Here is a 22,091-nt window from a genome sequence, read left to right as displayed (position 1 = left end):
GGCAAAGCCCTCGGCTGACCCCACCCCCACCACCCGCCCCCGGCCCGAGCAGCCCGCTCCCGGCCGGGGGTCCGGGGGTCGTCCCCCGGGCAGCCCGCCCGGCCGGGGCGAGCCCGGGGCTTCCCCCGGGCAAACGCGGCGTGGAGTGGCCCGCCGCTCCCGGTGAGGGGCGGGTGGCGGGGTTGCAGGGCGTCAGGAGCGGCGCATGTTAATGGGGCGGCACCCGGAGTCCGGGTGCCGCCCCATTGGCGTTCTACAGGCCGTACACCGTCCCGTGGCATACGGACGGCAAGGTCACTGGCCCTTGGCCGCTTCCTTGAGCTTGCTGCCCGCGGAGACCTTCACGCTGTAACCGGCCGGGATGTTGATGGGCTCACCGGTCTGCGGGTTACGAGCGGTACGAGCGGCACGGTGGGTGCGCTCGAAGGTCAGGAAGCCAGGGATGGTGACCTTCTCGTCGCCCTTGGCGACGATCTCGCCGACGGTCTCGGCGAACGCGGCCAGCACGGCGTCGGCGTCCTTGCGGGTCACCTCGGCACGGTCGGCCAGCGCGGCCACCAGCTCACTGCGGTTCATGTTCTTACTCCCGTGTTCTTCTTGCCGTTGAGGCGTGCCACGCGGCAGAGCCGCATGTCGGGCACGGCCATGCCGATGCTGCCAGGGTCCTCGGAGAGTCCCCGGACCCGGGTCCGTCGTCAGACCCTCGCGCCCAGGGACGCATCCTGCCCCTACCTGCGGCGGGAAAGCCAATCCGGCACCCGTAGGAGTCGCGAGAACACCCTAGGGAGTCACACGAAAAGAGTGCCCGAACGTGGCCGACACCCTAGACGGCGACTCCGGGTGCCGGGTTCCACGACGCGCCGGTACGACGCCCCGCCGTGGGGATGCTCACAAGGCTATGCACATCACCCACGGCCACGCATACCCGCCCCGCGGCCTACGACGCCGCGCCCACCGACTTGGCCGCCTCCCGCACCGCGCCGGCCACGGCGCCCGCGACCTTGTCGTTGAACACGCTGGGGATGATGTAGTTCGGGTTCAGCTCGTCCTCGGTCACCACGTCGGCCAGCGCCTGCGCGGCGGCGAGCATCATCTCGGTGTTCACCGTGCGGGACTGCGCGTCCAGCAGACCGCGGAAGACACCCGGGAAGACCAGCACGTTGTTGATCTGGTTGGGGAAGTCGGAGCGGCCGGTGGCCACAACTGCGGCCGTCTGGCGAGCGATTGCCGGGTCGACCTCGGGGTCCGGGTTCGCGAGCGCGAACACGATCGCACCCTCGGCCATGGCCGCCACGTCGTCCCCGTCGAGGACGTTCGGGGCGGAGACGCCGATGAAGACGTCGGCGCCGTGCACGGCCTCCTTCAGGGTGCCCGTGAGGTTCTCGGGGTTGGTGTTGTCGGCGATCCAGCGCAGCGCCGAACCGACCGGGGCGTCCACCAGGTCCTCGCGGCCGGCGTGCACGACACCCTGGATGTCGGCGACGACGGCGTTCTTCACACCGGCGGCGATCAGCAGTTTGAGGATGGCCGTACCGGCCGCGCCCGCGCCGGACATCACGACGCGGATGTTCTCAATTGCCTTGCCGGTACAGCGAAGTGCGTTCTTCAGGGCGGCGAGGACGACGATCGCCGTGCCGTGCTGGTCGTCGTGGAAGACGGGGATGTCGAGGGCCTCGCGCAGCCGCGCCTCGATCTCGAAGCAGCGGGGCGCGGAGATGTCCTCGAGGTTGATGCCGGCGAACCCGGGGGCGATCGCCTTGACGATCTCGACGATCGCGTCGGAGTCCTGGGTGTCCAGGCAGATCGGCCAGGCGTCGATGCCGGCGAAGCGCTTGAAGAGGGCCGCCTTGCCCTCCATGACGGGCAGCGCGGCCTTCGGGCCGATGTTGCCCAGACCCAGCACGGCGGAGCCGTCCGTCACGACCGCAACGGAGTTGCGCTTGATGGTGAGGCGGCGGGCGTCCTCGGGGTTCTCGGCGATCGCCATGCACACGCGGGCCACGCCGGGCGTGTAGACCATGGAGAGGTCGTCACGGTTGCGGATGGGGTGCTTCGACGCCATCTCGATCTTGCCGCCGAGGTGCATGAGGAAGGTACGGTCCGAGACCTTGCCCAGCGTGACGCCCTCGATGCCGCGGAGCTCCTCGACGATCTCGTCGGCGTGCGCGGTCGACGTGGCCGCGATGGTGACGTCGATACGGAGCTTCTCGTGGCCGGACGCGGTGACGTCGAGGCCGGTAACCGAGCCTCCGGAGGACTCCACAGCGGTGGTGAGCTGCGAGACTGCGGTTCCGCTCGCGGGCACCTCCAGCCGGACCGTCATCGAGTAGGAGACGCTGGGCGCCGTTGCCATGGCCGACTTCCTCTGCTTTCACCGTGTCTAGGGCAATGCCGTCCGATCGTCGCACCTACCGTCGAGTAGGCGTTAGCCAGGCCGCATTGAGAACGTTTTGTTCTCAACAAAAGAGGCCCACATCACATCGGATGTGGGCCTCTCGAACGTTCAGTGACACCGACCCGCCATGCTCGCCTCGCGGCAAGTGGTCGCTCGTAGCGACGAAGGTTGGGCCCGGGGGCTTGGATCGGGCCGGTGCCACACCCAGGCTAACAAACGGATCCCGCAAGGCCATTCCCGTACGGACGGTTCACAGGAAACCGGGACACGGGCAGCCCGGGACGGGGCGCCGGCCGCTCAGTCCCGGAGCAGATCCGGCACCCCGGCCGCGTCCGGCTGGTCCCGCTCCCCGGAGACCACCGTCAGCTGCTGGGTGGCCCGGGTCAGCGCGACGTACAGCACCCGCAGCCCGGCCGGCGACTCGTCCGCGATCTCCGCGGGTGAGACGACCACCGTGGCGTCGTACTCCAGGCCCTTGGCCTCCAGGCTGCCCAGCGCCACCACCCGGTCGCCGAGCCCGGCCAGCCAGCGGGCGGCCTCCCCGCGCCGCTGCATGGCGACGACCACGCCGACCGTGCCGTCCACCAGGTTCAGCAGCCGCTCGGCCTCCGCGCGCACGGTCTTCTCCAGCGAGTCGCGCACGACGCTGAAGCGGGGCTCGACGCCGGTGGACCGTACGGCCGACGGGGACTGGGAGCCGGGCATGGCGAGGGCGAGGACCTTCGCGGCCAGTTCGGCGATCTCCGCCGGGTTGCGGTAGTTCACGGTCAGCTGGAAGCGGCGGCGCGGGCGGGTGCCCAGGGCCTCGTCGCGGGCCTCGGCCGCCTCGTCCGGGTCGGACCAGGAGGACTGGGCGGGGTCGCCGACGACCGTCCAGGTGGCGTGCCGGCCCCGGCGGCCGACCATGCGCCACTGCATCGGCGTGAGGTCCTGTGCCTCGTCGACGATGACGTGCGCGTACTCGGTGCGTTCCTGCGCCAGCCGCTCGGCCCGCTCGCGCTGCGACTCCTCGCGGACCGGCATCAGCTCCTCAAGGCCGGTGAGCTGGTCCAGCGGGTCCAGGTCGCGTCTCTTCTTCGGCCGGGCGGGGGCGCCGAGGACGGCCTGGAGCTCGTCGAGCATCGCGATGTCGTGCACGGTGAGGCCGTCCCGCTTGAGGGAGCGGGCGACCTTGCGGACCTCGCCGGGGTTCAGGATCCCCCGGGCCCAGCGGCCGAGCCGCCGCTCGTCCGCCATGGCCGCGAGGACGGCCTTCGGGGTCAGCTCGGGCCACCACGCGTCGAGGAACGCGAGGAAGCTGTCCTCCGTGCTGACGTCCTCGTCGAACGAGGACCGCAGCTCGGCGGCCAGCTCGGGGTCCGTGTGCCGGGTGCCCGCCCCGGACTGGGCCCACAGGGCGTCGAGGAGCAGCTTGCGGGCGCGGGGGCGGAGCAGGTTGACGGGCGCGGTGCCGCCCAGGGCCGTATGGCGGATACGCTCCAGCGCGCCCGCCTCCAGCTCCAGCCGCCGCCCGAAGGCGACCACGCGGAGCCGGTCGGGCGGACCGGCGGGGGTGTCCTCGTCCCCGAAGGCGAGCTGCCCCTGAGCGGCGGCCGTGTGCGCGCCGCCCGTGCCGCCGGCCGGCCCCAGTTCCAGAGCCCCCCGGGCCGCCTTCCGCAGCACCTTCAGCATCCGGTACGAGCCCTTGGCGCGGGCCACGGACGGGGAGTCGTACAGGGTGGCCTCGACGCCCTCGACCAGTGAGCCGATCGCGCGGATGGCGACCTGTCCCTCCTCGCCGAGCGAGGGCAGCACGCCCTCGGTGTACGCCACGAGCAACGGGGTCGGCGAGACGATCAGGATGCCGCCCGCGTACCGGCGCCGGTCCTGGTAGAGGAGGTACGCGGCCCGGTGCAGGGCCACGGCCGTCTTGCCCGTGCCCGGTCCGCCCTCGACGTAGGTCACGGAGGCGGCGGGGGCGCGGATCACCAGGTCCTGCTCGGCCTGGATGGAGGCGACGATGTCCCGCATGGTGTGCGTACGGGCCTGCCCGAGGGCGGCCATCAGGGCGCCGTCGCCGATCACCGGCAGCTCGCCGCCGTGCAGGGTGGCCTTCAGCTCGGGGCGCATCAGGTCGTCCTCGACACCGAGGACCCTGCGCCCCTTGGAGCGGATGACGCGCCGGCGGACGACCCGGCCGGGGTCGACCGGGGTGGAGCGGTAGAAGGGGGCCGCGGCGGGCGCCCGCCAGTCGATCACCAGGGGCGCGTAGTCCTGGTCGAGGACGCCGATGCGGCCGATGTGCAGGGTCTCGGCGATGTCGGCCGTACCGTCCTCGCGGACGGCTCCCTCGGCGGGCTCGACCGCGGTGTACGCGCCGTCGGGGCCCTTCTTGCCGTCCTTGCCGAGCAGCAGGTCGATCCGGCCGAACAGGAAGTCCTCGAACTCGTTGTTCAGCCGGTTCAGGTGGACACCCGCCCGGAAGACCTGCGCGTCGCGCTCGGCGAGCGCGCCGGGGGTGCCGACCTGGCCGCGCTTGGCCGCGTCGTGCATGAGGAACTCGGCCTCGTGGATCTTCTCCTCGAGGCGCCGGTACACCCGGTCCAGGTGTTCCTGTTCCACGCTGATCTCTCGGTCGCGCAGGGAGTCCTGCGCCGAGTCCTGAACCGAGCCGACCGCGGTTTCCTGTTGAGCCTGAGCGGCCACCGGGCCCCCTTCTGACGTGCTGGGCAGCCGTCAACCGTACGCGAAGAGGCCCCCTCTAGGCGAGGGGCCCGCCCGGCCGACCACCCCGGAAACACACGGGCCCGGCACGCGCACCCGCGACAACGCCGCGAATGCGCACACCGGGCCCCGAACACCCGTGCAGGAACAGGCCTACGCGTCGACCTGAACCAGCTTCTTGCCGTCGAAGGTCATGATCTCGAAGTGATCGATCTCGTTCGTCTTGAAGGCGGCGCCGCCCTGGGCGTAGAGCGGTTCCTTGGCCATCTCCGTCTTGGCGTTGGGGATGCCGTAGCCCTCGTTCGGGACCGACCAGGAGGTCATCGTCTCGCGCTCACCGTTCTTGCCGACGGCGATGAGCGAGCACTTCAGCGGGCCCTTGACGTTGCTGATCTGGACGACGCCCGCGGTGCCCCAGGGCTTCTCCTTCATCGCCACGGTCGCGGTCACCTTGGTGCTCGCGTCCGTCGCCGTGACCCTGTCGGACATCGTGTTGAACGTGTCCTTGGCGGTGGCCGACAGCGTCGTGCCCTGCTGGGCCGAGTCACTGCCGCCGTTCACCGCCATCACGGCCACCGGCCCGGTGATGATCAGCGCGACGGCCGCGGCGAGCATGAAGAAGCTCTTGCGGCGCTTCTGGGCGTGGCGCTCGGCGACCTCGTCGACGAGGTTGTCCATCAGCCGCGGCGTGGGCTTGGCGGACAGGGATTCGCCGATCGCGGGTGTCCCTGCCCCGGTGCCCGGCAGGTCCGCGAGGGCGGCCAGCATCGGCTCCATCCCGGCGAGCTCGTCGAGCTGCTGGGCGCACCACTCGCAGGTCGCGAGATGTGCTTCGAAAGCGGTTGCTTCCGCGTCGTCGAGGATGCCGAGGGCGTAGGCGCCGACGGTTTCATGCTCGTTGGGCACCGGGCCCTGCCTGGGGCTCATGGGTCCAGACATACCCGGACCTCCCGCTCCGAATCCCCCGTAGACACTCATCACGCCGTCACCCCCCGCTCTTCCAGTGCGAGCTTCATCGACCGCAGGGCATAGAACACCCGAGAGCGGACCGTGCCGCTGGGAATGCCCAGCGTCTCAGCCGCCTCGTTGACGGTACGCCCCTTGAAGTACGTCTCGACGAGGACCTCCCGGTGGGCAGGGGTCAGGTCGTCGAGCGCGTCCGACAGCGTCATCAGCCACAGCGCCTTGTCGATCTCGTCCTCCGCGGGGATGACCTCCAGCGGCGACGGATCGACCTCCTGCGGCCGGGCCTGCCGGCTGCGGTGACCGTCGATGACGATGCGGCGTGCGACCGTCACCAGCCAGGGGCGTACCGATCCGGTCGCTCGATTGAGCTGGCCGGCGTTCTTCCAGGCACGGATGAGCGTCTCTTGCACGACGTCCTCGGCGCGTTGCCGATCACCGGCGACCAGCCGAAGGACATACGCAAGGAGTGGTCCGGCGTGCTCGCGATACAGAGCACGCATCAGCTCCTCATCTGGTTCCGAGGGCTGGGACATGCGATGTCGGGCCCTCGATCCACGTTCATTGGCCACGGCCGCATCCTTGCGCACGCCCACCTCCGGTGTCCGGGGGTTCCCCCAGTCGGTCGCTCGCCCACACGTACGGATGTGGCCCGCGGTGTGTTCAAACCCGAGTGACATATTTCTCTGGGGTGACGTGACGAGGGGGACATGCACACACATTCCCACCGCATGATCTTTACATTTCCGACACATCGTCGAGGAGAACGGGGGCCGACCGGAGCTGCCCGCGCCGCGCCGGAGGTAAACGCGGTGTTGTCGAAATCACTTCGACGCCAGACCGGTGCTTAACGCCCAGAAAACACCTACCGGACACTCAGGCTCGGGCAAGTGCCGCCCGCCGACGGTGCCTTGCGACCCGTTCCCGGTTCCCGCAGACCTCGCTCGAACACCATCGCCGGCGCCGCCCGCGGGACGTGTCCACGTACATGATGGGGCAGTTGTCCCCCTCGCACTCCCGCACCGCCGCCCACGCGACCGGATCGGTCAGCAGTTCCACGGCGTCCCGGGCGACCGCCGCGAGCAGCGCCGCGCAGCACGGCGGACCGTCCAACTCCCGTACGAGTGCGCCGCTCTCCGTACGCACCGCGCGCGGGGCCGGGGGCGCGGGCCGGGCGAACTCGTTGAGACGGGCGAGCGCGAGGTCGTACGACCGGCTGTCGGTGCCGGGCCCGGACGTACCGGAGTCGGCGTCGGCGCGCATCAACCGCTCGACGCACCCCCGCAGTTCACGGAAGCTCGCGAGCCAGGAGCCGTCGGCGTGCGCCAGCGGGGTGCCCGGCGGTACGAGTCCCGAGCCCGTGACCCAGGCGCGCAACGGCTCGACGGAGTAGAGCCGTTCGCCGGGGTGAGTGGTGGAGAGGAGATCCAGGGAGATCCGCCCCGCGTCGAACCGCAGCTCGTACCGGTCCGTGGCCGTACCCAGTGCCATGTGCCTGTCACCGCCTTGGGCTGGGGAACCGTTCCCTCTCCCACAGTGCCTGCCCGCGCGCGGGGCCGGAACCCCTCGTACCGGCGGCGGACACGTCCCGTCTTCGTTCCCGGGCCCTCCCACCCCGTCCCACGGGGTGCCCGTCCGGCCCCTGAGCGGCGGGGACGACGGTGGCGGGCGCACGGTCCGTCCCGTTCCGGTCCAGATCCGCCGTCAGGCCTCGCCGCCCCCGCTCACGGCCGGGACTCTTTGTCCTGCGAAACGCACCGAGAGCCGCCCCAGGGGAACCACGGGGGACGGCGGTTCAGAAGGGAACAGTTCATGAGCGTGCGCACCAAGACCGTCGCCATGGCGACGGCCGCGCTGCTGGGCGCGGGAGCCATCGGCATCGCGCTGGCGCCGGCGGCGAACGCCGCCCCGTACCACGGCATCGACGGCGGCGGCGCCGTCACCGACGACTGGCAGGACGAGGAGAACCTCGGCGTCGACGACTACGCCGAGAGCAACGCCACGGCCCTGTGGCAGACCATCCTGTACGCGGACGGCGCCCAGTGGCAGGACGACGACGGCGACTGGCACAACTTCAAGAAGGGCCAGATCGACGGCTCGTTCGGCCCGGAGACCGAATCGGCCACCCAGTGGTGGCAGGAGCACTACCACCTCAGCGACAACGACGGCGTGGTCACCGACGACAGCTGGACCTTCGCCCAGCGGTGGCTCTCCGGCCCCTCCTCGGGCGGCGGCGTCCACTACGCGGGGGACGCACGGCCCGTCGACTTCAAGCGGGTCAGCGGCAAGTACCGGGTGCGGATCAAGGGCACCGGTCCCTGGAAGAACGCCTACTACGACCAGCGCGGCTGAGTTCCGAACGGTCCCGGGGGCGGCCGGCCGTACGGTCGTCCGACCCCCGGGGCAGCACCCACAGCAGCCCCGCCACCAGCAGCACGATGACGGCGAACGCGACCAGCGCCGCCGTCCGCCACCGCCCGCGCCCGCCGCCGGGCGGCTCGGGACCTGTCGCGAAAGCCTCGTCCTCCGACGGCTCGGCCGGCCCGGCGGGCATCGCCGCCTCGGGCGGCGTCCAGGCCTGGTCGGCCAGCTCCCACAGCACCAGCAGCCGCGCCGGCTCCCCGCCCGCGAGCCGGCCCAGCGCCTGCACCGCCGCCCACGGCGGCAGCTTGGTACCGCTGAGATACCGCTGCCAGGACGACTTGCTGTAGGCGGTCCGCCGGGCCAGCTCCGCGAGGCTCAGCCCCGTACGGTCCTTCAGCACCCGCAACTGCCCGACCAGGTGCCGTACCTCTCCCGGCAGCGCATCCGGCAGGGACCGCCAGCGTGTCATCGTCGCCCCCCGTGCTCGCCGTGCCACCGCCCGGTTGCGGCCCCCCCGCCCGTGCACGGCAACGCCAGCGTGCCGTCCGGCCGCAGGCCCGCGGCAGAGCGCACACGGGCCACCGGGAGCACTCGCACCCGCCCGTGCAGGGCGCGCGAGACGGCCAGACCCGCACGGGGGAGGAACAGACCCGAGTGGTGAGGCCTCCCCGGTGTCCCTCCCGTGCCCGTCAGGCGTCGGAGTACTTCGCGTCGGCCGCCGGATCGAGGGCGAGCCGGTAGCCCCGCTTCACCACGGTCTGGATCAGCTTCGGCGCCCCGAGCGCCGTACGCAGCCGGGCCATCGCCGTCTCCACGGCGTGCTCGTCCCGCCCGGCCCCCGGCAGGGCCCGCAGCAGCTCCGCCCGTGCCACCACCCAGCCCGGCCGCCGCGACAGTGCCCGCAGCAGGGACATCCCGGCCGGCGGTACGGGCTTCAGGTCGCCGTCCACCAGCACCGCGTGCCCCCGGATCTCCACCCGGTGCCCGGCGACCGGCAGCGCGCGCGCCCGTCCCGGCAGTTCCTGGCAGAGCAGCTGGACGAGAGGTCCGAGCCGGAACCGCTCCGGCTGGACCGTCTCGACGCCCCGCGCCTGGAGCGGCACCGCGGTGACCGGCCCGACGCAGGCCGGCAGCACATCGCCGCTGAGGGCGGCGAGCAGCTCGTCCAGCAGCCCCCGTTCCTCGGCCCGGGACAGCAGCGACGCGGCGGCGGGCGCGCTGGTGAAGGTCAGCGCGTCCAGCCCGCGCGAGACGGTGGCGTCCAGCAGCCGGTCAAGGGGAGAGAGGTCCTCCGGCGGCATCCACCGGTACACCGGCACCGGCACCACCTCGGCTCCCCCCTCCCGCAGCGCCTCGACGAAGCCGGGCAGCGGCTCACCGTGCAGCTGTACGGCGACCCGGCGCCCGTCGACACCCTCCTCCAGCAGCCGGTCCAGCACCTCGGCCATGGACTCGCTCGACGGCGACCACTCCTCGGTCAACCCGGCGGCCCGTATCGCACCCTTGACCTTGGGCCCGCGCGCCAGCAGCTCCACCCCGCGCAGCCGCCCGAGCAACTGCTCGCCGAGCCCCCACCCGTCGGCGGCCTCGACCCACCCCCGGAAGCCGATCGCGGTGGTGGCGACCACCACGTCCGGCACCTGGTCGATGATCTCCTTGGTGGCGGCGAGCAGTTCGCCGTCGTCGGCGAGCGGCACGATGCGCAGGGCAGGCGCGTGCAGCACGGCCGCCCCGCGCCGCTGGAGCAGCGCCCCGAGCTCGTCGGCCCGGCGCGCGGCCGTCACACCCACGGTGAACCCGGCGAGGGGGCCGTGCCGGTCGTGGTCCGGTCGCTGCGTTTCGTCGTACATGGCTCTCCTAGCTGACCTGCATGCCGAACGAGCCTGTCAACGGCGCGTGACAGGCTCGGTTCGGGTTGATGTCGCCGGTGTTACGTCACACCTCCGCGTAGCTGAGCTGCGGTTTCGCCTCGGCGGCGGCCGCGGTACGGGCCTGGCCGGCTGGGCGGCGAAGGTATACGGCCCAGGTCACAGCGAAGCAGAGACCGTAGTAGGCCAGGAAGGCGACGAACGCGCCGGTGCCGGAACCGTAGGAGAGGAAGGACTGCCGGAAGGCGAGGTTGATCCCCACTCCGCCGAGCGCGCCGACCGCCCCGATGAGCCCCATGGAGGCCCCGGACAGCCGCCGCCCGTGGGCCGCCGCCGCCTCGCCCTCGAGCCCCTTGGCCAGGGCCTTCGCCTGGAAGATGCCGGGGATCATCTTGAACGTCGAGCCGTTGCCGAGCCCGCTGAGCACGAACAGCACCACGAACACGGCCACGAACAGCGGCAGCGACTTCGCGATACTGGCCCCGACCAGGACCGCGGTGGCGGCGGCCATGCCCACGTAGTTCCACAGCGTGATCTTCGCCCCGCCGTACCGGTCGGCCAGCCGGCCGCCGACGGGCCGGATCAGCGAGCCCAGCAGCGGCCCGATGAAGGTCAGATACGCGGCCTGCATCGGCGTCCGCCCGAACTGGTTGGTCAGCACCTGCCCGAAGGCGAAGCTGTAGCCGATGAACGACCCGAACGTCCCGATGTAGAGGAAGGACATGATCCAAGTGTGCGCGTCCTTCGCCGCGTCCTTCGCCGCGCCCGTGTCGTTCTTCACGGAGGCCAGGTTGTCCATGAACATCGCGGCGAGGACGGCGGCGACGACGATCAGCGGGATGTAGATCCCCAGCAGCACCCGCGGCCCGCCGCTCGCCCCGATGATCGCGAGGGCGACCAGCTGGATGACCGGCACGCCGATGTTGCCGCCACCGGCGTTCAGGCCCAGCGCCCACCCCTTCTTCCTGAGCGGGAAGAAGGCGTTGATGTTGGTCATGGACGAGGCGAAGTTGCCGCCGCCGATGCCCGCGAGCAGCCCGACGAGGAGGAAGGTGCCGAACGACGTCCCCGGCTTCATCACGGCGAACGCGGCGATCGTCGGGACGAGCAGCAGGCTCGCCGAGACGATCGTCCAGTTCCGCCCGCCGAAGACCGCGACCGCGAAGGTGTAGGGCACCCGTACGACGGCACCGACCAGCGTCACCACCGACGTGAGCAGGAACTTGTCGGCGGGGGTCAGCCCGTACTCGGGGCCCATGAACAGCACCAGCACCGACCACATGGTCCAGACCGAGAACCCGATGTGCTCGGACAGCACGGAGAAGAACAGATTCCGCCGGGCGGTCTTCTCCCCACTCTCGTTCCAGAAGGCCTCGTCCTCCGGATCCCACTCCTCGATCCAACGACCTCCCCTGCCGCGCGAGGCGGGGGCCGTACTGGCCGTACTGGGGGCTGGGGCTGGGGCTGTCATGACGCCTCCACGGTGCTCCGGGGCTCGGTCTGCCATCGGCTCGACTGACTCCACCCGAAGGTAGGAAGGGCGCGTTTCCGGTCTGTGGCTGTGGGTGACCGGAAGGGAACTTTGCTCTCACCCCGTGGGGATGCGGGATGAGAGGTTCCGCGAGTTGCCCGCGCCGCTGCGCCACGCAGCCGCCCTTGACACCGTCACCTCGTCACCGTCACCTCGTCGGCCGCACTGGCCGCACTGGCCGCACTGGCCGCACTGGCCGCACTGGCCGCACTGGCCGCTACGACGATGTCCGCCGTGCCGTCGCCGTCCAGGTCGGCGGTCAGGACGTGCCGGGGGTTGCTGCCGGTCGTGGCGGTGATGGACTGGGTGAAGGTGGTGGTACCGCTGCACGTGCTGCCGGCACCGGAGGCGTTGCCGAGGGGCGACGATGGCGAGCACCTCGCCCATGGCCAGGAGGGCGAGTCGGGTACGCGGCCGCACCTCCCTCGGCCTCCACCCGACACGAGCAGCAGAGGGAGCGGGTTCATCGGGTGTCGGCGGCGACACGGAAGCCGACGGTGACGTACCCGCCACTGCCCTCACGCCCCTCGCCCCGGTAACGCGTCGTGCAACTGCGTCCGGTGGAGTACCAGGACCCACCCCGCACCGCGTTGACCCGCTGCCCGGCCTCGCCGCCGTTCGTGGCCGTGATCAGGGATGACGTCCACTCGAAGACATTGCCGGCCATGTCGTGGGCGCCGTACACGCTGACTCCGTCGGCGTAGCTGCCGACGGCGGAGGTGTTGCCGTCGGCCGCGACCAGCGCGTCGAACAGGTCGGTGAAGACGAACCCGGTGTACGTGGAGTGGTCGATCCAGCCACTCAACCCGCCGGTCGAGGTGACCGTGAGGATCTCCGAGACGAGGTCGCTCTCGCCGTAGCGGGTGGAGTTCTCGTCGTTGTACGTCGCCTCCTCGTCACCATGGGCGACGAGGTAGGCGGCGGCGCAGACGGCGTTGTAGTTGTAGCGGCTGGTGAGGGTGGTGCCGTCGTACGTCGTCCAGGCGCTGTTGCCCCACGGGTAGGTGTACGAGGACGGCCCGCGCGCCGCGTTCTCCCACTCGGCCTCGGTCGGCAGCCGGAACGTGACACCGTCCGCCTGCCCGGAAAGCCAACCACAGAAGCCCTCGGCCTGCTCCAGAGAGACCGACAGAACCGGATGCACCCCCTTCCCCTCCGGATACTCGCCGCCATTCCAGTACGGCGGCGCGTCCCCGCCACCGTCGTCGAGGAACTCCTTCCACCGCGCATTGGTGACCGCGTACGCCCCCAACAGGTACGCGGCGGAGATCGGCGAGGCCTCCCCCGCGCCGACGTTGTTGCTCAGATCAGCGGCAAAGACGAACGAGGGGTCGGCCGGTATCTCGAGGAGACTCTGCCCGGCCCCTGCGGACGACACACCGCGAGAAACCCCCGTGCCCCCGGGGGCGCTGCCGGCACCAGCCCCGCCCAAAAGCGCGACGGCTCCACCACCGCCGCAAACGAGCAACTCCCGCCGACTGAGCTGCGGCTGGGGCTCCTGCCCAAGATCTGCCACCTGCTCAGGTAACTGCTGAGGTCCCGTCATGAACGCCGGAAGCAAGCGTCGATGACTGTGGATGGCGTGTCATTGGACTGTGCGAGGACAAAGACTCGTACGGGCGGTGCCGGAGCTACATGACGAGGAGCGCGTAAGCCAGGTGACATGGTTCGAGCAGTGGCAACTACGGCCGCACCCAGCCCTCCCTCAGACGGGCCACCCGTGGAAGGAATGGGCATGATGCAGAAGCACAGATCAGGGGGCTACACGGACCCCAGCTCGGCGTGCACGCTCTACCGCCTCGGGAGAGGCAGCTCGCTCGTTGCTACTTCCTGAGTGTCCGCCCACTGGCTGATACAGCAGGAACAGGCGTCTGGGGCCAGGAACCGCGATGACCCCGGCGAATCGGGGATCACCAGCGAACCAGACGTCGCCCACCTGCCTTGTCTTCTCCGTCTCGTACCCTCGCCCGAGGCGACGGCGCCACCACACAGACCGTGCATGGCCGCGAAGGATGACGGGCACGACGTTCTCCGGCTGATCCGGATCCGGGAAGGCGAGCCAGACATCACCAAGCTTCGCTCCGGGAATCTGCCCGATACCGCTTTCGGGTGTCCTGTACGTCTGCCAGGGGTACGCCTTCAGAACTCGCCGCACCCGAGCAGCAGAATCAATGTATTGACGCTGAAGAAAAGCGCGGTACAACGCATACAAAACAATAGGCAGCATGAACCACATCGTCCACTGCCCGATGATTAGCATGAGAACGAAGCCACCGACACACATGGCAGGCCAAACGACCTGGCCAACAATAGCGAAGGTCAACAACTTTACCCAAGCAGCCTGCGTAGCAGAATCGTCCCAGGCAGAAACAGAGGCCGCTGGATTACGCGTACGCCCCATGTCACGCCTCGTCCTCTTCTACGATTAGCGGATTCTCAAAAGTGACCATGCGAGCCACCTCCCGTAGTAGGTCGCGGTAGTGATCAGCACGGTGCACTGCAGGCGTTGAAAGAGTCAGCACGGCCAGCTTCGCTGCATGCGGGTACGGAACGTGCACGGCAAGCTGAAGCAGTTCCCGCGGTGCGTCGGCAACCTGGGCGCTCACCAGAGTCTCCACAAGGGACGCCGGACCACAGGACAGATCGAGAACCTCCACATAACGGGCGCCAAGTACTCCTGCGGCGATTCGGGCAGCAGTCACGCCACGCGGCGCCCAGGCGGTCTCCGTCCAACCGAGCGTGAAGAGCGACGGCAGCAGGGATCCGTCACTCTCGTCATCACGATGCAGACCCACTGAACAATGGACCACACCGCTGAGTGCCAGCACATGAAACATGCGCTGAACCGGTGCGAGCAGCGAGACGAGTCGCCGACGCCCGTCGGCAGACTTCGGTGCTTCCACGAGTACACGTGGTGGGCTCGCATTCTCCGCAACCTCGAGCCCTTCCTCTGGTTGGACGAGCTCGTTGAGCGGCAACGGAACGAACCCCGCGGGCAACGCGAACCAGATGTCGGCGTCGAGCATCCGGGCGGACGAGTCGATGACGATCACTTTCGAATTCATGACGCTGCCGCCACTCCCCCGAAGAGGTAGTGGAGAACGCCAGCCGTGGCCGATCCGTCGACCGTCCCGGTCCTGACGCCGTCCAGCGTGGAGGTAACAGCCTTGACCGCATCGCTGTCGCTACCAAGCGAATCGTAGAGGCTGCCGGCCACCCCGTACACGGCCGTGCCGGCTCCGAGCCAGGTCGCGGTGTTCTCCACCACCGGCAGCACATCACCCGTACGCGCACCGAAGACGTTCGCCCGCTCCAGCAAGCTTGTCGAATCGGAGATGGCCAACGCCTCGTCCCGGATCGTAGAACCGACCGTGGTGACCTTCTGCCCCAGGGCGAGCGCACCCTCAGCAGATCGGGCAGCGGCACTCAGCGCTTCGGGAGCCTTCATCAGACCCCTGGCCACCGCACCAAGCCCGGGGACGACACCCAATGCATCTCCGGCGACCGAGATGGCGTTGCCCCAGAAGTCCGCGTCGAACTCCCCCTTCGTAAGCCCATCCTTGAGGGAGGCCCAGACCTCGTCGTCCTGCAACCGAAGAGCGAGAGCGGTTCCGCTGAGCACCGCTGCGGCCACCATAAGGAGGGGAACGGCTAACGGTCCTGTCGCGAAGATGGCGATCACGCCCAGAACCGCAACCACACCGCTGAGGATGTCGGGCAGGTTGTCCCCCAACCAGCCCGTGAACTTGTCCCAAGCACCCGGCTCATGCGGCGCCAGCTTCTTCGTCGCGTGCCGGATCTTCCCAGCTCTGTACCGTGCCCTCTCCTCGTGCTCCTCGGCCAGTTTCTTCGCCTTGGTGATGATTTTGTCGAGGTCGGCCTGGGCGGTTTGGACTGCTGTGTTCGCGTGGGTCAGGGTCTTCTGGGCGTCGTCTTGGCGGGAGCCGTTCTTGTTCAGGTCAGGGTCGTTTTTCGCCTTGGTCGCGTGGCCCTTTGCCTTGTCGAGGGCGTCCTGGGCGTCCTTGGCGTCGTCGTTCAGGCGCTTGGCTCGGCGTTGGAAGTCGTCGAGTTCGCCTTCCCAGCCGTTGAGTTGGCGGGCTGCCTTGTGGATCGAGTGTGCGGCGTTCTTGAGGTTGAGGGCCAGCGGGCCGCCCTGGAGTTCCTCGCGGAAGGCTACGGCCGCGTCGCCCTGCCAGTAGCTGCCGTCCATCAACTTGGTGACGAGGCCGTGCGTCTCCTCGAGGGCCTTGGCGCAGGAGGCGAGCTTCTTGTGCAGGTCCCGTACGGTGTCCGTGTTCCCCGGCGTCGGATTGAAGCCCAGGTGCGTGTACGGGTTCGGGAGGTCCGGACCGTACGGGGTCGGCTTCAGTCCCTGGGGGAGGTCGCCGCTGCGGTGCGCGGCGGAATCGGGATACGGGTTCGCCTCGACGCCGGGAGCCGTCGTCACTTTCCGGTCCCGTTCCTGCCGTGCTTGCCCTTCTTCAGCGCCTCCTCCAGCGCCTTGTCGACCTCCTGGTAGCTGTCCTTGCTCTGACCGATGATCTTCGCGAGGTTCTCGGTCTGCTCACCGATCTGCTCGGTGCCGTACTTCCAGTCCTCCTGGAAGTCCTCGCAGGCCGAGTCCAGGTCGTCCGTGCCCAGGTCGGTGACGGTCGCGTCGCCGAGCGCCTTGCGCAGGCCCTTCAACGAGTCACTCGACTTGTTCAGCAACTTCATGAAGTGCTTCAGCTCGTCGTCGTCGACGGCCAGCCGGTCTGCCACGTGCTCAGCTCTCCTGGGTCGGCCCCGCACGAAGCGGAATCGCGCTATCCGGTCATCGACCCAGGCAACCGCCCGTCCCCACTTGAGGGAACGGGCGGACTACGCGTTGGCGCCCTCTGTCACCGGTTGACGGCCTGGATCTCCTGCACGACGACATTCTGGGTCGCCCCGAAGGTGCCGTCGGGCAGGGTGTCGCCGCCGCCGTCGCTGCCGGTCCAGTGGATCTTCCAGGTGATGGTGGCCTTGAGGGGGTACGAACCGTCCCCGGAGGAGCGCAGGTATTTCACTCCACAGGGTGGCGTCTCGTCGGACTTCCCCTTGGCATAGGGCTCGCCGATGCTGCCGTCCTTGATCTGGCAGACGCCTGACGCCGGGTACGTCTCCGCGTCCGACGTGCCGGGGTCGATCTTCAGGGAGACCGGTTCGGCGGTCGTCGTCGCCGAGATACCCAGCACCGGGATCGAGGCGGTGACGGAGACGGGCTTGAACTTGGCGCCGTCCAGCCAGGCCCAGGTGGGCAGGTTCACCTTGGTCTTGTTCGCCGGGGCCAGTGTCACCTTCGTGCTCGGGACGCGGATCTCGTTGTACGCCAGCTCGGCGAGAATCTTCGGCGTGACGGCGTTCTCGACGTTCGCCGGCGGGGGGTCACCCTTGTCGACCCAGAAGAAGGGCTCCTTGCACTTGTCCCAGCCCGGCGGGAAGTCCTTGTTGACGTACGAGTCCCACCAGTAGCCCTTGTCGGCCCTGTCCTTGTTGAAGTCCTTGTACGGGTGACCGTCGACATACCGGGCACGCTGCTCGGCATCCCACTCGTAACCTGTGGAACCCGCCTCCCAGATCGGCTCCAGGTAGGCCTTGAGCTGGGCCGGGGTGTATTTCGGCGCGTACCAGCAGGCCGGCGGGGTCCAGGAGGTGGTGGAGGTGACGGGGCCCACCGAGTCGCCGGAGCCGTTCTTCGAACGGTCGTAGACGATGACGCCCACGGTCGAAGAAAGATTGCCGTCGTCGGTGGCGTTTCCGTTTTGCTTGGTCTGCCCGTTGCTGCCGTGCTTGTCGCGCTCAGCGAAGGCCACATGGGACGCGAGGACGGGAACACTTACAAGGGTCAGGACCGTCGTGATCCTCGCCAACTTCCTTAGGGCTGGCACGCCTTGTCCCCCCTGTTCGAAACGATGTCGGTCGTCTGCCAGACGCCGTCGGCGTTCCTGGCGAGTGTCGTGTGGTAGAGCACGTAGGCGTTCGCAGTCGTCGGCGTCCTATCGACCTTCTTCGTTTTATTGTTCTTGATGAAAGACTTGCTCTCATCGGAACAATAGGTGACGTACGCCTCTTTCGATCCTGAAAGCGTCACCTTGCGGTCGAAGTACCGGGTCTCACCGATCCACGTGTCCTTGTCCTTGATATATCCCTGCACGTACGTGATCGACGAACTAAGGGCCTTGTCTGTGTTGTAGAAGCCAAGCGCCTTCGTGCTCGCACTTCCCTTGAAGATGGCCTCGTCCACGGAATTGATGCTCAGAGCGCTGTCCGCAAGGACCGCATCTTTCGTCGCATCGCCAGTCTTCGTGTCCTCGAAGACGTTCTTGGCGTCGGATGGGAAAGTGATCTCCGGACGGCTGGCAGTTACAGACGCCGACGCGCTCGCCGAAGCCGACGACTTACCCCCCGTGTCCGCTCCCGCGATCTTGTCGTTGCCCTTCGATCCGCCGTCACCACCCCCGCCGCAACCGGCGAGGAGAAGCGCGGCCATCGTGCCAGCGGTGGCTGTCGTGAGCAGGCGGGGGCGGCGGGTCACGGTGGGCTCCTGGTGGGGCGGTCGGGGTGGGTGAAGCAGTCGATACGGTATCGAGGCTGCCAGTTGGGGCACCAGAGCGGGTTGGTGTGGCCAGGGGTCGGTGCCGTCTCGTGACATTGCAACAGCGAGGAGTTCTTACTCGCCCGCGTACGCCGACGTTCACGCTGTCCCCGAACGCTTCAGCCCGTTGCCGCGAGGTAGTCGTCACCAGCGAGCCAGCCGACCGAATCCCCCGTCCGGCCCGCGCAAGCGGGTTCCCGCAGCCGCCGCGCCCAACTTCCGCCCCGCTTCAGGGGCTTCGCCGGGAGCTCGCACGGTGCGTACCGTTCGGCCACAGCCGAGGGGGCCGTCTCGCGGCGATGTCCTCGATCCAGCCCAGGGCGAGGATCGTCAGGGCGATGAGGGGCCAGACCAGGGTGAACATCCAGAGCATGTATGTGGTGTCCAGTGCGGCCACCGCGCGGTCGCTCTGCATGAAGGGGAGGTTGTACGCCTGGTCGATGATCGGGACTGTGGCCATGATCAGCAGGTTGTGCCAGAGGTAGATGGTGACGGCTCGGTTGTTGGAGAGGGTGATGAGCCTGTCCCAGCGGCGCAGGCGGGCCGGTAGTTGCTGCCATGACGGGGAGTACTGCAACAGGATGACGACGAAGCCGAAGGACCAGCTCGCCTGTGCCAGGGGGATGTCGTTCAGGTCCCAGCCGTCCGGGCCGAGGTGGCCCGATGCCCACCACAGGGCGAAGGACATCAGGAGGGCGGAGGAGGAGACGGCCAGGTAGCGGGGGACGCGGCGCAGCCGGCCCTCGTGGTGGGCGAAGCCCAGGACCCAGCAGCCGCCGTAGACCGCGAAGTCGGTGACCGCGTTGCCCGTTTCACCGGGGATGGTGAGCAGGCCGGTGCCCAGGACCGCCGTCAGGCCCAGGGGGGCCAGCAGCGTCGGCCACGGTGCCCTGCGGAACGCCCACAGCAGGAGGGGGGACGCCGCGACGAACCACAGGTACGCGCGCAGGTACCACAGCGGCCCGACCGCCTGCACCGCCCAACTGTCCTCCAGCAGGCCCGACTCGGAGCCGATGTGCCAGGGGAAGGGTGGGGCGCCCAGGGGGAGCACGTAGTCCACCAGGCTCAGTACGCCCCAGGTGCCGCCGTTGTCCGGGTCCTTCACCGGGTTCCAGCCGCCCGCGAACAGCAGCGCCAGCGCTAGCGCGCTGAACGTCCACAGCGGCGGGAGCAGCCTGCGTACCCGGTCCCGGATCACCTTCGGCGCCGGGCGGTTCAGGGAGCGGGCCATCAGGGAGCCGGCCAGCGCGAACATCATGCCCATGGAGGGGAACAGGACCGTCAGCCACGCCCAGCCGAAGAGGTGGTAGACCACCACGCGGACCAGGGCGATCGAGCGGAGGAGGTCCAGGTAGCGGTCCCGGCCGCCCGGTTGCTTCCGGGCGACGGGGGATGCGGCTACGGCTTCCGTGCCGGTCATGCCACCGGCCTCCGATCGCTGTTGCTTCTGCCGGGCGTCCGTGGGCCCGGCACCCGGCCGCCGCTCGGTGCCTCGACGACTCCCGTGCGCCGCAGTTTCTGCCAGCGCAGGCGGCCGCCGGTGAGTGCCGTGATCCAGGACTGGAGGAGTACGACGTACATGAGCTGGCGGTAGAGGATCTGCTGGAGCGGGAGCGAGATCAGGTGGGTGAGGCGTTCGCGGTCCAGGCGGAAGGCGTACGCGGCGCACACGGCCTGGATGGCGAGGACGCCCAGCCAGGCCGCGATCGTCCGCCCAGTGGGGCCGAAGACGATCCCGTAGAGGAGGAAGACGTCGATCAGGGGGGCCAGGAGGGGGGCGAGCACCATGAAGAGGGAGACCAAGGGGAGGCCGACCCGGCCGAAGCGGCCCGAGGGGCCGCGGTCCAGCAGGGCCCGGCGGTGTTTCCAGATGGCCTGCATCGTGCCGTACGACCAGCGGTAGCGCTGGGACCACAACTGCTGCACGGACTCCGGGGCCTCGGTCCAGGCGCGGGCCTTCTCCGCGTACACCACCCGCCAGCCGTCCCGGTGCAGGGCCATCGTGATGTCGGTGTCCTCGGCGAGCGTGTCGTCGCTCATGCCGCCGACCCGCTCCAGGGCGGACCGGCGGAAGGCTCCGACAGCGCCGGGGATCGTCGGCATGCAGCGCAGGATGTCGTACATGCGGCGGTCGAGGTTGAAGCCCATCACGTACTCGATGTGCTGCCAGGCGCCGATGAGCGAGTCCCGGTTGCCGACCTTGGCGTTGCCGGCCACCGCGCCCACCCGCGGGTCGCCGAAGGGCTGCACGAGTTCCCCGACCGTGGACGGCTCGAAGACGGTGTCGCCGTCCATCATCACGATCAGGTCGTGACTTGCGTTCGCCAGGCCCCGGTTGAGTGCCGCGGGCTTGCCCGCGTTGCGCTGGCGGATCACCCTGACCTCGGGCAGGCCCATCGCCTCGACGATCCGGGCCGTGCCGTCGGTCGAGCCGTCGTCGACTACGAGAATCTCCACGGGGTGCTCGCTCGCCGTCAGGGAGCGGACGGTGTTCTCGATGCACTTGGCCTCGTTGTACGCGGGTACGAGTACCGACACCGGTTCGGTGACCGGCGGACCCCAGCAAAAGCCGCGGCGGCGCACCCGGCGGGCGTGGGCGCCGGAGAGCAGGAACATGAGGACGAAGCGGCCGATGACCAGGCAGCCGACGACCGCGAGGCCGGCCACCATCGTGCCGGTGATGTCGTCGGAGGCCTGGACCAGGAAGATCCATGCCCTGCCCTTCCAGAGGTCGAGGCCGGTCACCGGCGTGTGGGCGCTGGGTGCGTTCAGGGCCTCGGTGAGGTTGTCGAAGGTGTAGCCCTGTTGCTGGAGCAGGGGGAGGAACCGGTCGAGGGCCTGGACCGTCTGGTGACGGTCGCCACCCGAGTCGTGCATGAGGACGATCGCGCCCTTGCCGTGGTGCGGGGTGGCCCGGCGGATGATCTCCGCGACGCCGGGCTTGCGCCAGTCCTCGCTGTCGGTGTTGTTGACGACCGTGATGTAGCCGCGGGTGCCGATGTACCGGGTCACCGGCCAGGACCTGTCGTCCATGGCGTCGGCGAAGGAGGAGTACGGGGGACGGAAGAGGGACGTACGGATGCCCGCCGCGCCCGTGATCGCCAGCTGGTTCTGGGACAGCTCCCGGTCGATGCGCTTCCTGGACTGGTAGGAGAGGTCGGGGTGGTTGAAGGTGTGCAGGCCGACCTCGTGGCCCTCGGCGACCATGCGCCGGACCAGGTCCGGGTAGCGGGAGGTCATGGTGCCGGTGACGAAGAAGACCGCGTGCGCGTGGTGCTCCTTCAGCACGTCCAGGACCTTCGGGGTCCAGGTCGGGTCGGGGCCGTCGTCGAAGGTGAGGACCAGGCGGTGGTCGGGGACGCGCAGGCTGGTGGTGCGGCCGCCGCGGGTGTCGATGACCGGGCCGCCGTCGAGGATCTTCTCCGGCACCGTGTCGGCCGAGGCCTCGGGGCGGATGCGGTGGTCGGCGAGGATCTCGCTGTGCACATAGCCGCGCAGCATCAGCATCGCGATCAGGGCGAGGAGCAGGAGGAGGGGCAGCAGCAGACGCAGGGGCAGGCGGCGGCGCGGTCGGTCACGAGCAGCCGGCGAAGGAGAGGGAGAGGCAGAGGGAACGGGCGCGGGTGCGGTTCCGGCTCCGTGGCGGCGGAT

Annotated in this window: 19 protein-coding genes; 1 reads left to right on the top strand and 18 read right to left on the bottom strand. The window is 69.4% G+C overall.

The features are described 5' to 3' along the window. Positions 1–294: 294 nt before the first annotated feature. The 6 genes from ABZ915_RS05075 to ABZ915_RS05050 form a co-directional block, all read right to left on the bottom strand. A complete protein-coding gene (locus ABZ915_RS05075) occupies positions 295–576 on the bottom strand; it encodes an HU family DNA-binding protein (protein ID WP_361452885.1) in 282 nt (93 codons plus the stop codon). A 361-nt stretch (positions 577–937) separates the two neighbouring features. Further along, a complete protein-coding gene (locus ABZ915_RS05070) occupies positions 938–2,353 on the bottom strand; it encodes an NAD-dependent malic enzyme (RefSeq protein WP_361796031.1) in 1,416 nt (471 codons plus the stop codon). Positions 2,354–2,692: 339 nt separating this feature from the next. Then, positions 2,693–5,080 (bottom strand): UvrD-helicase domain-containing protein, encoded by a 2,388-nt coding sequence (locus ABZ915_RS05065; RefSeq protein WP_361796028.1) that lies wholly within the window; start codon positions 5,078–5,080, stop codon positions 2,693–2,695. A 171-nt stretch (positions 5,081–5,251) separates the two neighbouring features. Then, entirely contained in the window at positions 5,252–6,025 is a 774-nt protein-coding gene (locus ABZ915_RS05060) for a zf-HC2 domain-containing protein (RefSeq protein WP_361796025.1), read from the bottom strand. 50 nt (positions 6,026–6,075) lie between these two features. After that, entirely contained in the window at positions 6,076–6,597 is a 522-nt protein-coding gene (locus ABZ915_RS05055; protein WP_010039908.1) for a sigma-70 family RNA polymerase sigma factor, read from the bottom strand. Positions 6,598–6,937: 340 nt separating this feature from the next. After that, positions 6,938–7,552: an ABATE domain-containing protein gene (locus tag ABZ915_RS05050; RefSeq protein WP_361796022.1), complete on the bottom strand. Its 615-nt coding sequence runs from the start codon at positions 7,550–7,552 to the stop codon at positions 6,938–6,940. A 321-nt stretch (positions 7,553–7,873) separates the two neighbouring features. On the opposite strand from ABZ915_RS05050, the gene ABZ915_RS05045 reads away from it, so the two are divergent. Continuing rightward, a complete protein-coding gene (locus ABZ915_RS05045; RefSeq protein ID WP_361796019.1) occupies positions 7,874–8,413 on the top strand; it encodes a peptidoglycan-binding protein in 540 nt (179 codons plus the stop codon). Here ABZ915_RS05045 and ABZ915_RS05040 read toward each other — a convergent pair. From ABZ915_RS05040 to ABZ915_RS04985, 12 genes are all read right to left on the bottom strand, one after another. After that, on the bottom strand, positions 8,364–8,894 hold the full coding sequence (locus tag ABZ915_RS05040; RefSeq protein WP_361796016.1) for a helix-turn-helix transcriptional regulator: 531 nt from the start codon (positions 8,892–8,894) through the stop codon (positions 8,364–8,366). The genes ABZ915_RS05045 and ABZ915_RS05040 overlap by 50 nt on opposite strands. 220 nt (positions 8,895–9,114) lie before the next feature. Next, the gene (locus ABZ915_RS05035) at positions 9,115–10,275 is read right to left on the bottom strand and encodes a uroporphyrinogen-III synthase (RefSeq protein ID WP_361796013.1); all 1,161 of its coding nucleotides are present in this window, start codon (positions 10,273–10,275) and stop codon (positions 9,115–9,117) included. An 85-nt stretch (positions 10,276–10,360) separates the two neighbouring features. Next, positions 10,361–11,764, bottom strand: a complete 1,404-nt coding sequence (locus tag ABZ915_RS05030; RefSeq protein ID WP_361796010.1) for a nitrate/nitrite transporter — start codon at positions 11,762–11,764, stop codon at positions 10,361–10,363. 194 nt (positions 11,765–11,958) lie between these two features. Continuing rightward, positions 11,959–12,291 carry a VCBS repeat-containing protein gene (locus ABZ915_RS05025; protein ID WP_361796007.1) on the bottom strand — a complete coding sequence of 111 codons (333 nt, stop codon included), beginning with the start codon at positions 12,289–12,291 and terminating at the stop codon, positions 11,959–11,961. Beyond that, positions 12,288–13,202 carry an SUMF1/EgtB/PvdO family nonheme iron enzyme gene (locus ABZ915_RS05020; RefSeq protein ID WP_361796004.1) on the bottom strand — a complete coding sequence of 305 codons (915 nt, stop codon included), beginning with the start codon at positions 13,200–13,202 and terminating at the stop codon, positions 12,288–12,290. The genes ABZ915_RS05025 and ABZ915_RS05020 overlap by 4 nt, the downstream gene beginning before the upstream one ends. Before the next feature lie 1,024 nt (positions 13,203–14,226). Then, on the bottom strand, positions 14,227–14,889 hold the full coding sequence (locus ABZ915_RS05015) for a hypothetical protein (protein ID WP_361796001.1): 663 nt from the start codon (positions 14,887–14,889) through the stop codon (positions 14,227–14,229). Beyond that, positions 14,886–16,271, bottom strand: coding sequence for a hypothetical protein (locus tag ABZ915_RS05010; RefSeq protein WP_361795998.1), 1,386 nt, complete (start codon positions 16,269–16,271; stop codon positions 14,886–14,888). The genes ABZ915_RS05015 and ABZ915_RS05010 overlap by 4 nt, the downstream gene beginning before the upstream one ends. Further along, positions 16,268–16,585, bottom strand: a complete 318-nt coding sequence (locus ABZ915_RS05005) for a hypothetical protein (RefSeq protein ID WP_361795995.1) — start codon at positions 16,583–16,585, stop codon at positions 16,268–16,270. The genes ABZ915_RS05010 and ABZ915_RS05005 overlap by 4 nt, the downstream gene beginning before the upstream one ends. Before the next feature lie 119 nt (positions 16,586–16,704). Continuing rightward, entirely contained in the window at positions 16,705–17,715 is a 1,011-nt protein-coding gene (locus tag ABZ915_RS05000; RefSeq protein WP_361795992.1) for a hypothetical protein, read from the bottom strand. 5 nt (positions 17,716–17,720) lie between these two features. Then, a complete protein-coding gene (locus ABZ915_RS04995) occupies positions 17,721–18,335 on the bottom strand; it encodes a hypothetical protein (protein WP_361797683.1) in 615 nt (204 codons plus the stop codon). A gap of 334 nt (positions 18,336–18,669) precedes the next feature. Further along, on the bottom strand, positions 18,670–19,860 hold the full coding sequence (locus ABZ915_RS04990; RefSeq protein ID WP_361795989.1) for an acyltransferase: 1,191 nt from the start codon (positions 19,858–19,860) through the stop codon (positions 18,670–18,672). Further along, a complete protein-coding gene (locus tag ABZ915_RS04985; protein ID WP_361797680.1) occupies positions 19,857–21,947 on the bottom strand; it encodes a glycosyltransferase in 2,091 nt (696 codons plus the stop codon). The genes ABZ915_RS04990 and ABZ915_RS04985 overlap by 4 nt, the downstream gene beginning before the upstream one ends. Between the last annotated feature and the right edge of the window lie 144 nt (positions 21,948–22,091).

Source organism: Streptomyces sp. NPDC046915 (assembly GCF_040644935.1).
GTDB lineage: Bacteria > Actinomycetota > Actinomycetes > Streptomycetales > Streptomycetaceae > Streptomyces.
Note: the sequence above shows the minus strand (reverse complement) of the source record. Positions and strands in the feature narration are given on the sequence as shown.

Excerpts from the sequence above, each read along its gene's own strand:
- ABZ915_RS05050 (WP_361796022.1), bottom strand. The coding sequence starts at position 7,552 with ATGGCACTGGGTACGGCCACGGACCGGTACGAGCTGCGGTTCGACGCG.
- ABZ915_RS05055 (WP_010039908.1), bottom strand. The coding sequence starts at position 6,597 with ATGTCCCAGCCCTCGGAACCAGATGAGGAGCTGATGCGTGCTCTGTAT.
- ABZ915_RS04995 (WP_361797683.1), bottom strand. The coding sequence starts at position 18,335 with ATGGCCGCGCTTCTCCTCGCCGGTTGCGGCGGGGGTGGTGACGGCGGA.
- ABZ915_RS05015 (WP_361796001.1), bottom strand. The coding sequence starts at position 14,889 with ATGAATTCGAAAGTGATCGTCATCGACTCGTCCGCCCGGATGCTCGAC.
- ABZ915_RS05035 (WP_361796013.1), bottom strand. The coding sequence starts at position 10,275 with ATGTACGACGAAACGCAGCGACCGGACCACGACCGGCACGGCCCCCTC.
- ABZ915_RS05070 (WP_361796031.1), bottom strand. The coding sequence starts at position 2,353 with ATGGCAACGGCGCCCAGCGTCTCCTACTCGATGACGGTCCGGCTGGAG.
- ABZ915_RS05025 (WP_361796007.1), bottom strand. The coding sequence starts at position 12,291 with ATGAACCCGCTCCCTCTGCTGCTCGTGTCGGGTGGAGGCCGAGGGAGG.
- ABZ915_RS05060 (WP_361796025.1), bottom strand. The coding sequence starts at position 6,025 with ATGAGCCCCAGGCAGGGCCCGGTGCCCAACGAGCATGAAACCGTCGGC.
- ABZ915_RS04990 (WP_361795989.1), bottom strand. The coding sequence starts at position 19,860 with ATGACCGGCACGGAAGCCGTAGCCGCATCCCCCGTCGCCCGGAAGCAA.
- ABZ915_RS05030 (WP_361796010.1), bottom strand. The coding sequence starts at position 11,764 with ATGACAGCCCCAGCCCCAGCCCCCAGTACGGCCAGTACGGCCCCCGCC.
- ABZ915_RS05040 (WP_361796016.1), bottom strand. The coding sequence starts at position 8,894 with ATGACACGCTGGCGGTCCCTGCCGGATGCGCTGCCGGGAGAGGTACGG.
- ABZ915_RS05075 (WP_361452885.1), bottom strand. The coding sequence starts at position 576 with ATGAACCGCAGTGAGCTGGTGGCCGCGCTGGCCGACCGTGCCGAGGTG.
- ABZ915_RS04985 (WP_361797680.1), bottom strand. The coding sequence starts at position 21,947 with ATGCTGATGCTGCGCGGCTATGTGCACAGCGAGATCCTCGCCGACCAC.
- ABZ915_RS05045 (WP_361796019.1), top strand. The coding sequence starts at position 7,874 with ATGAGCGTGCGCACCAAGACCGTCGCCATGGCGACGGCCGCGCTGCTG.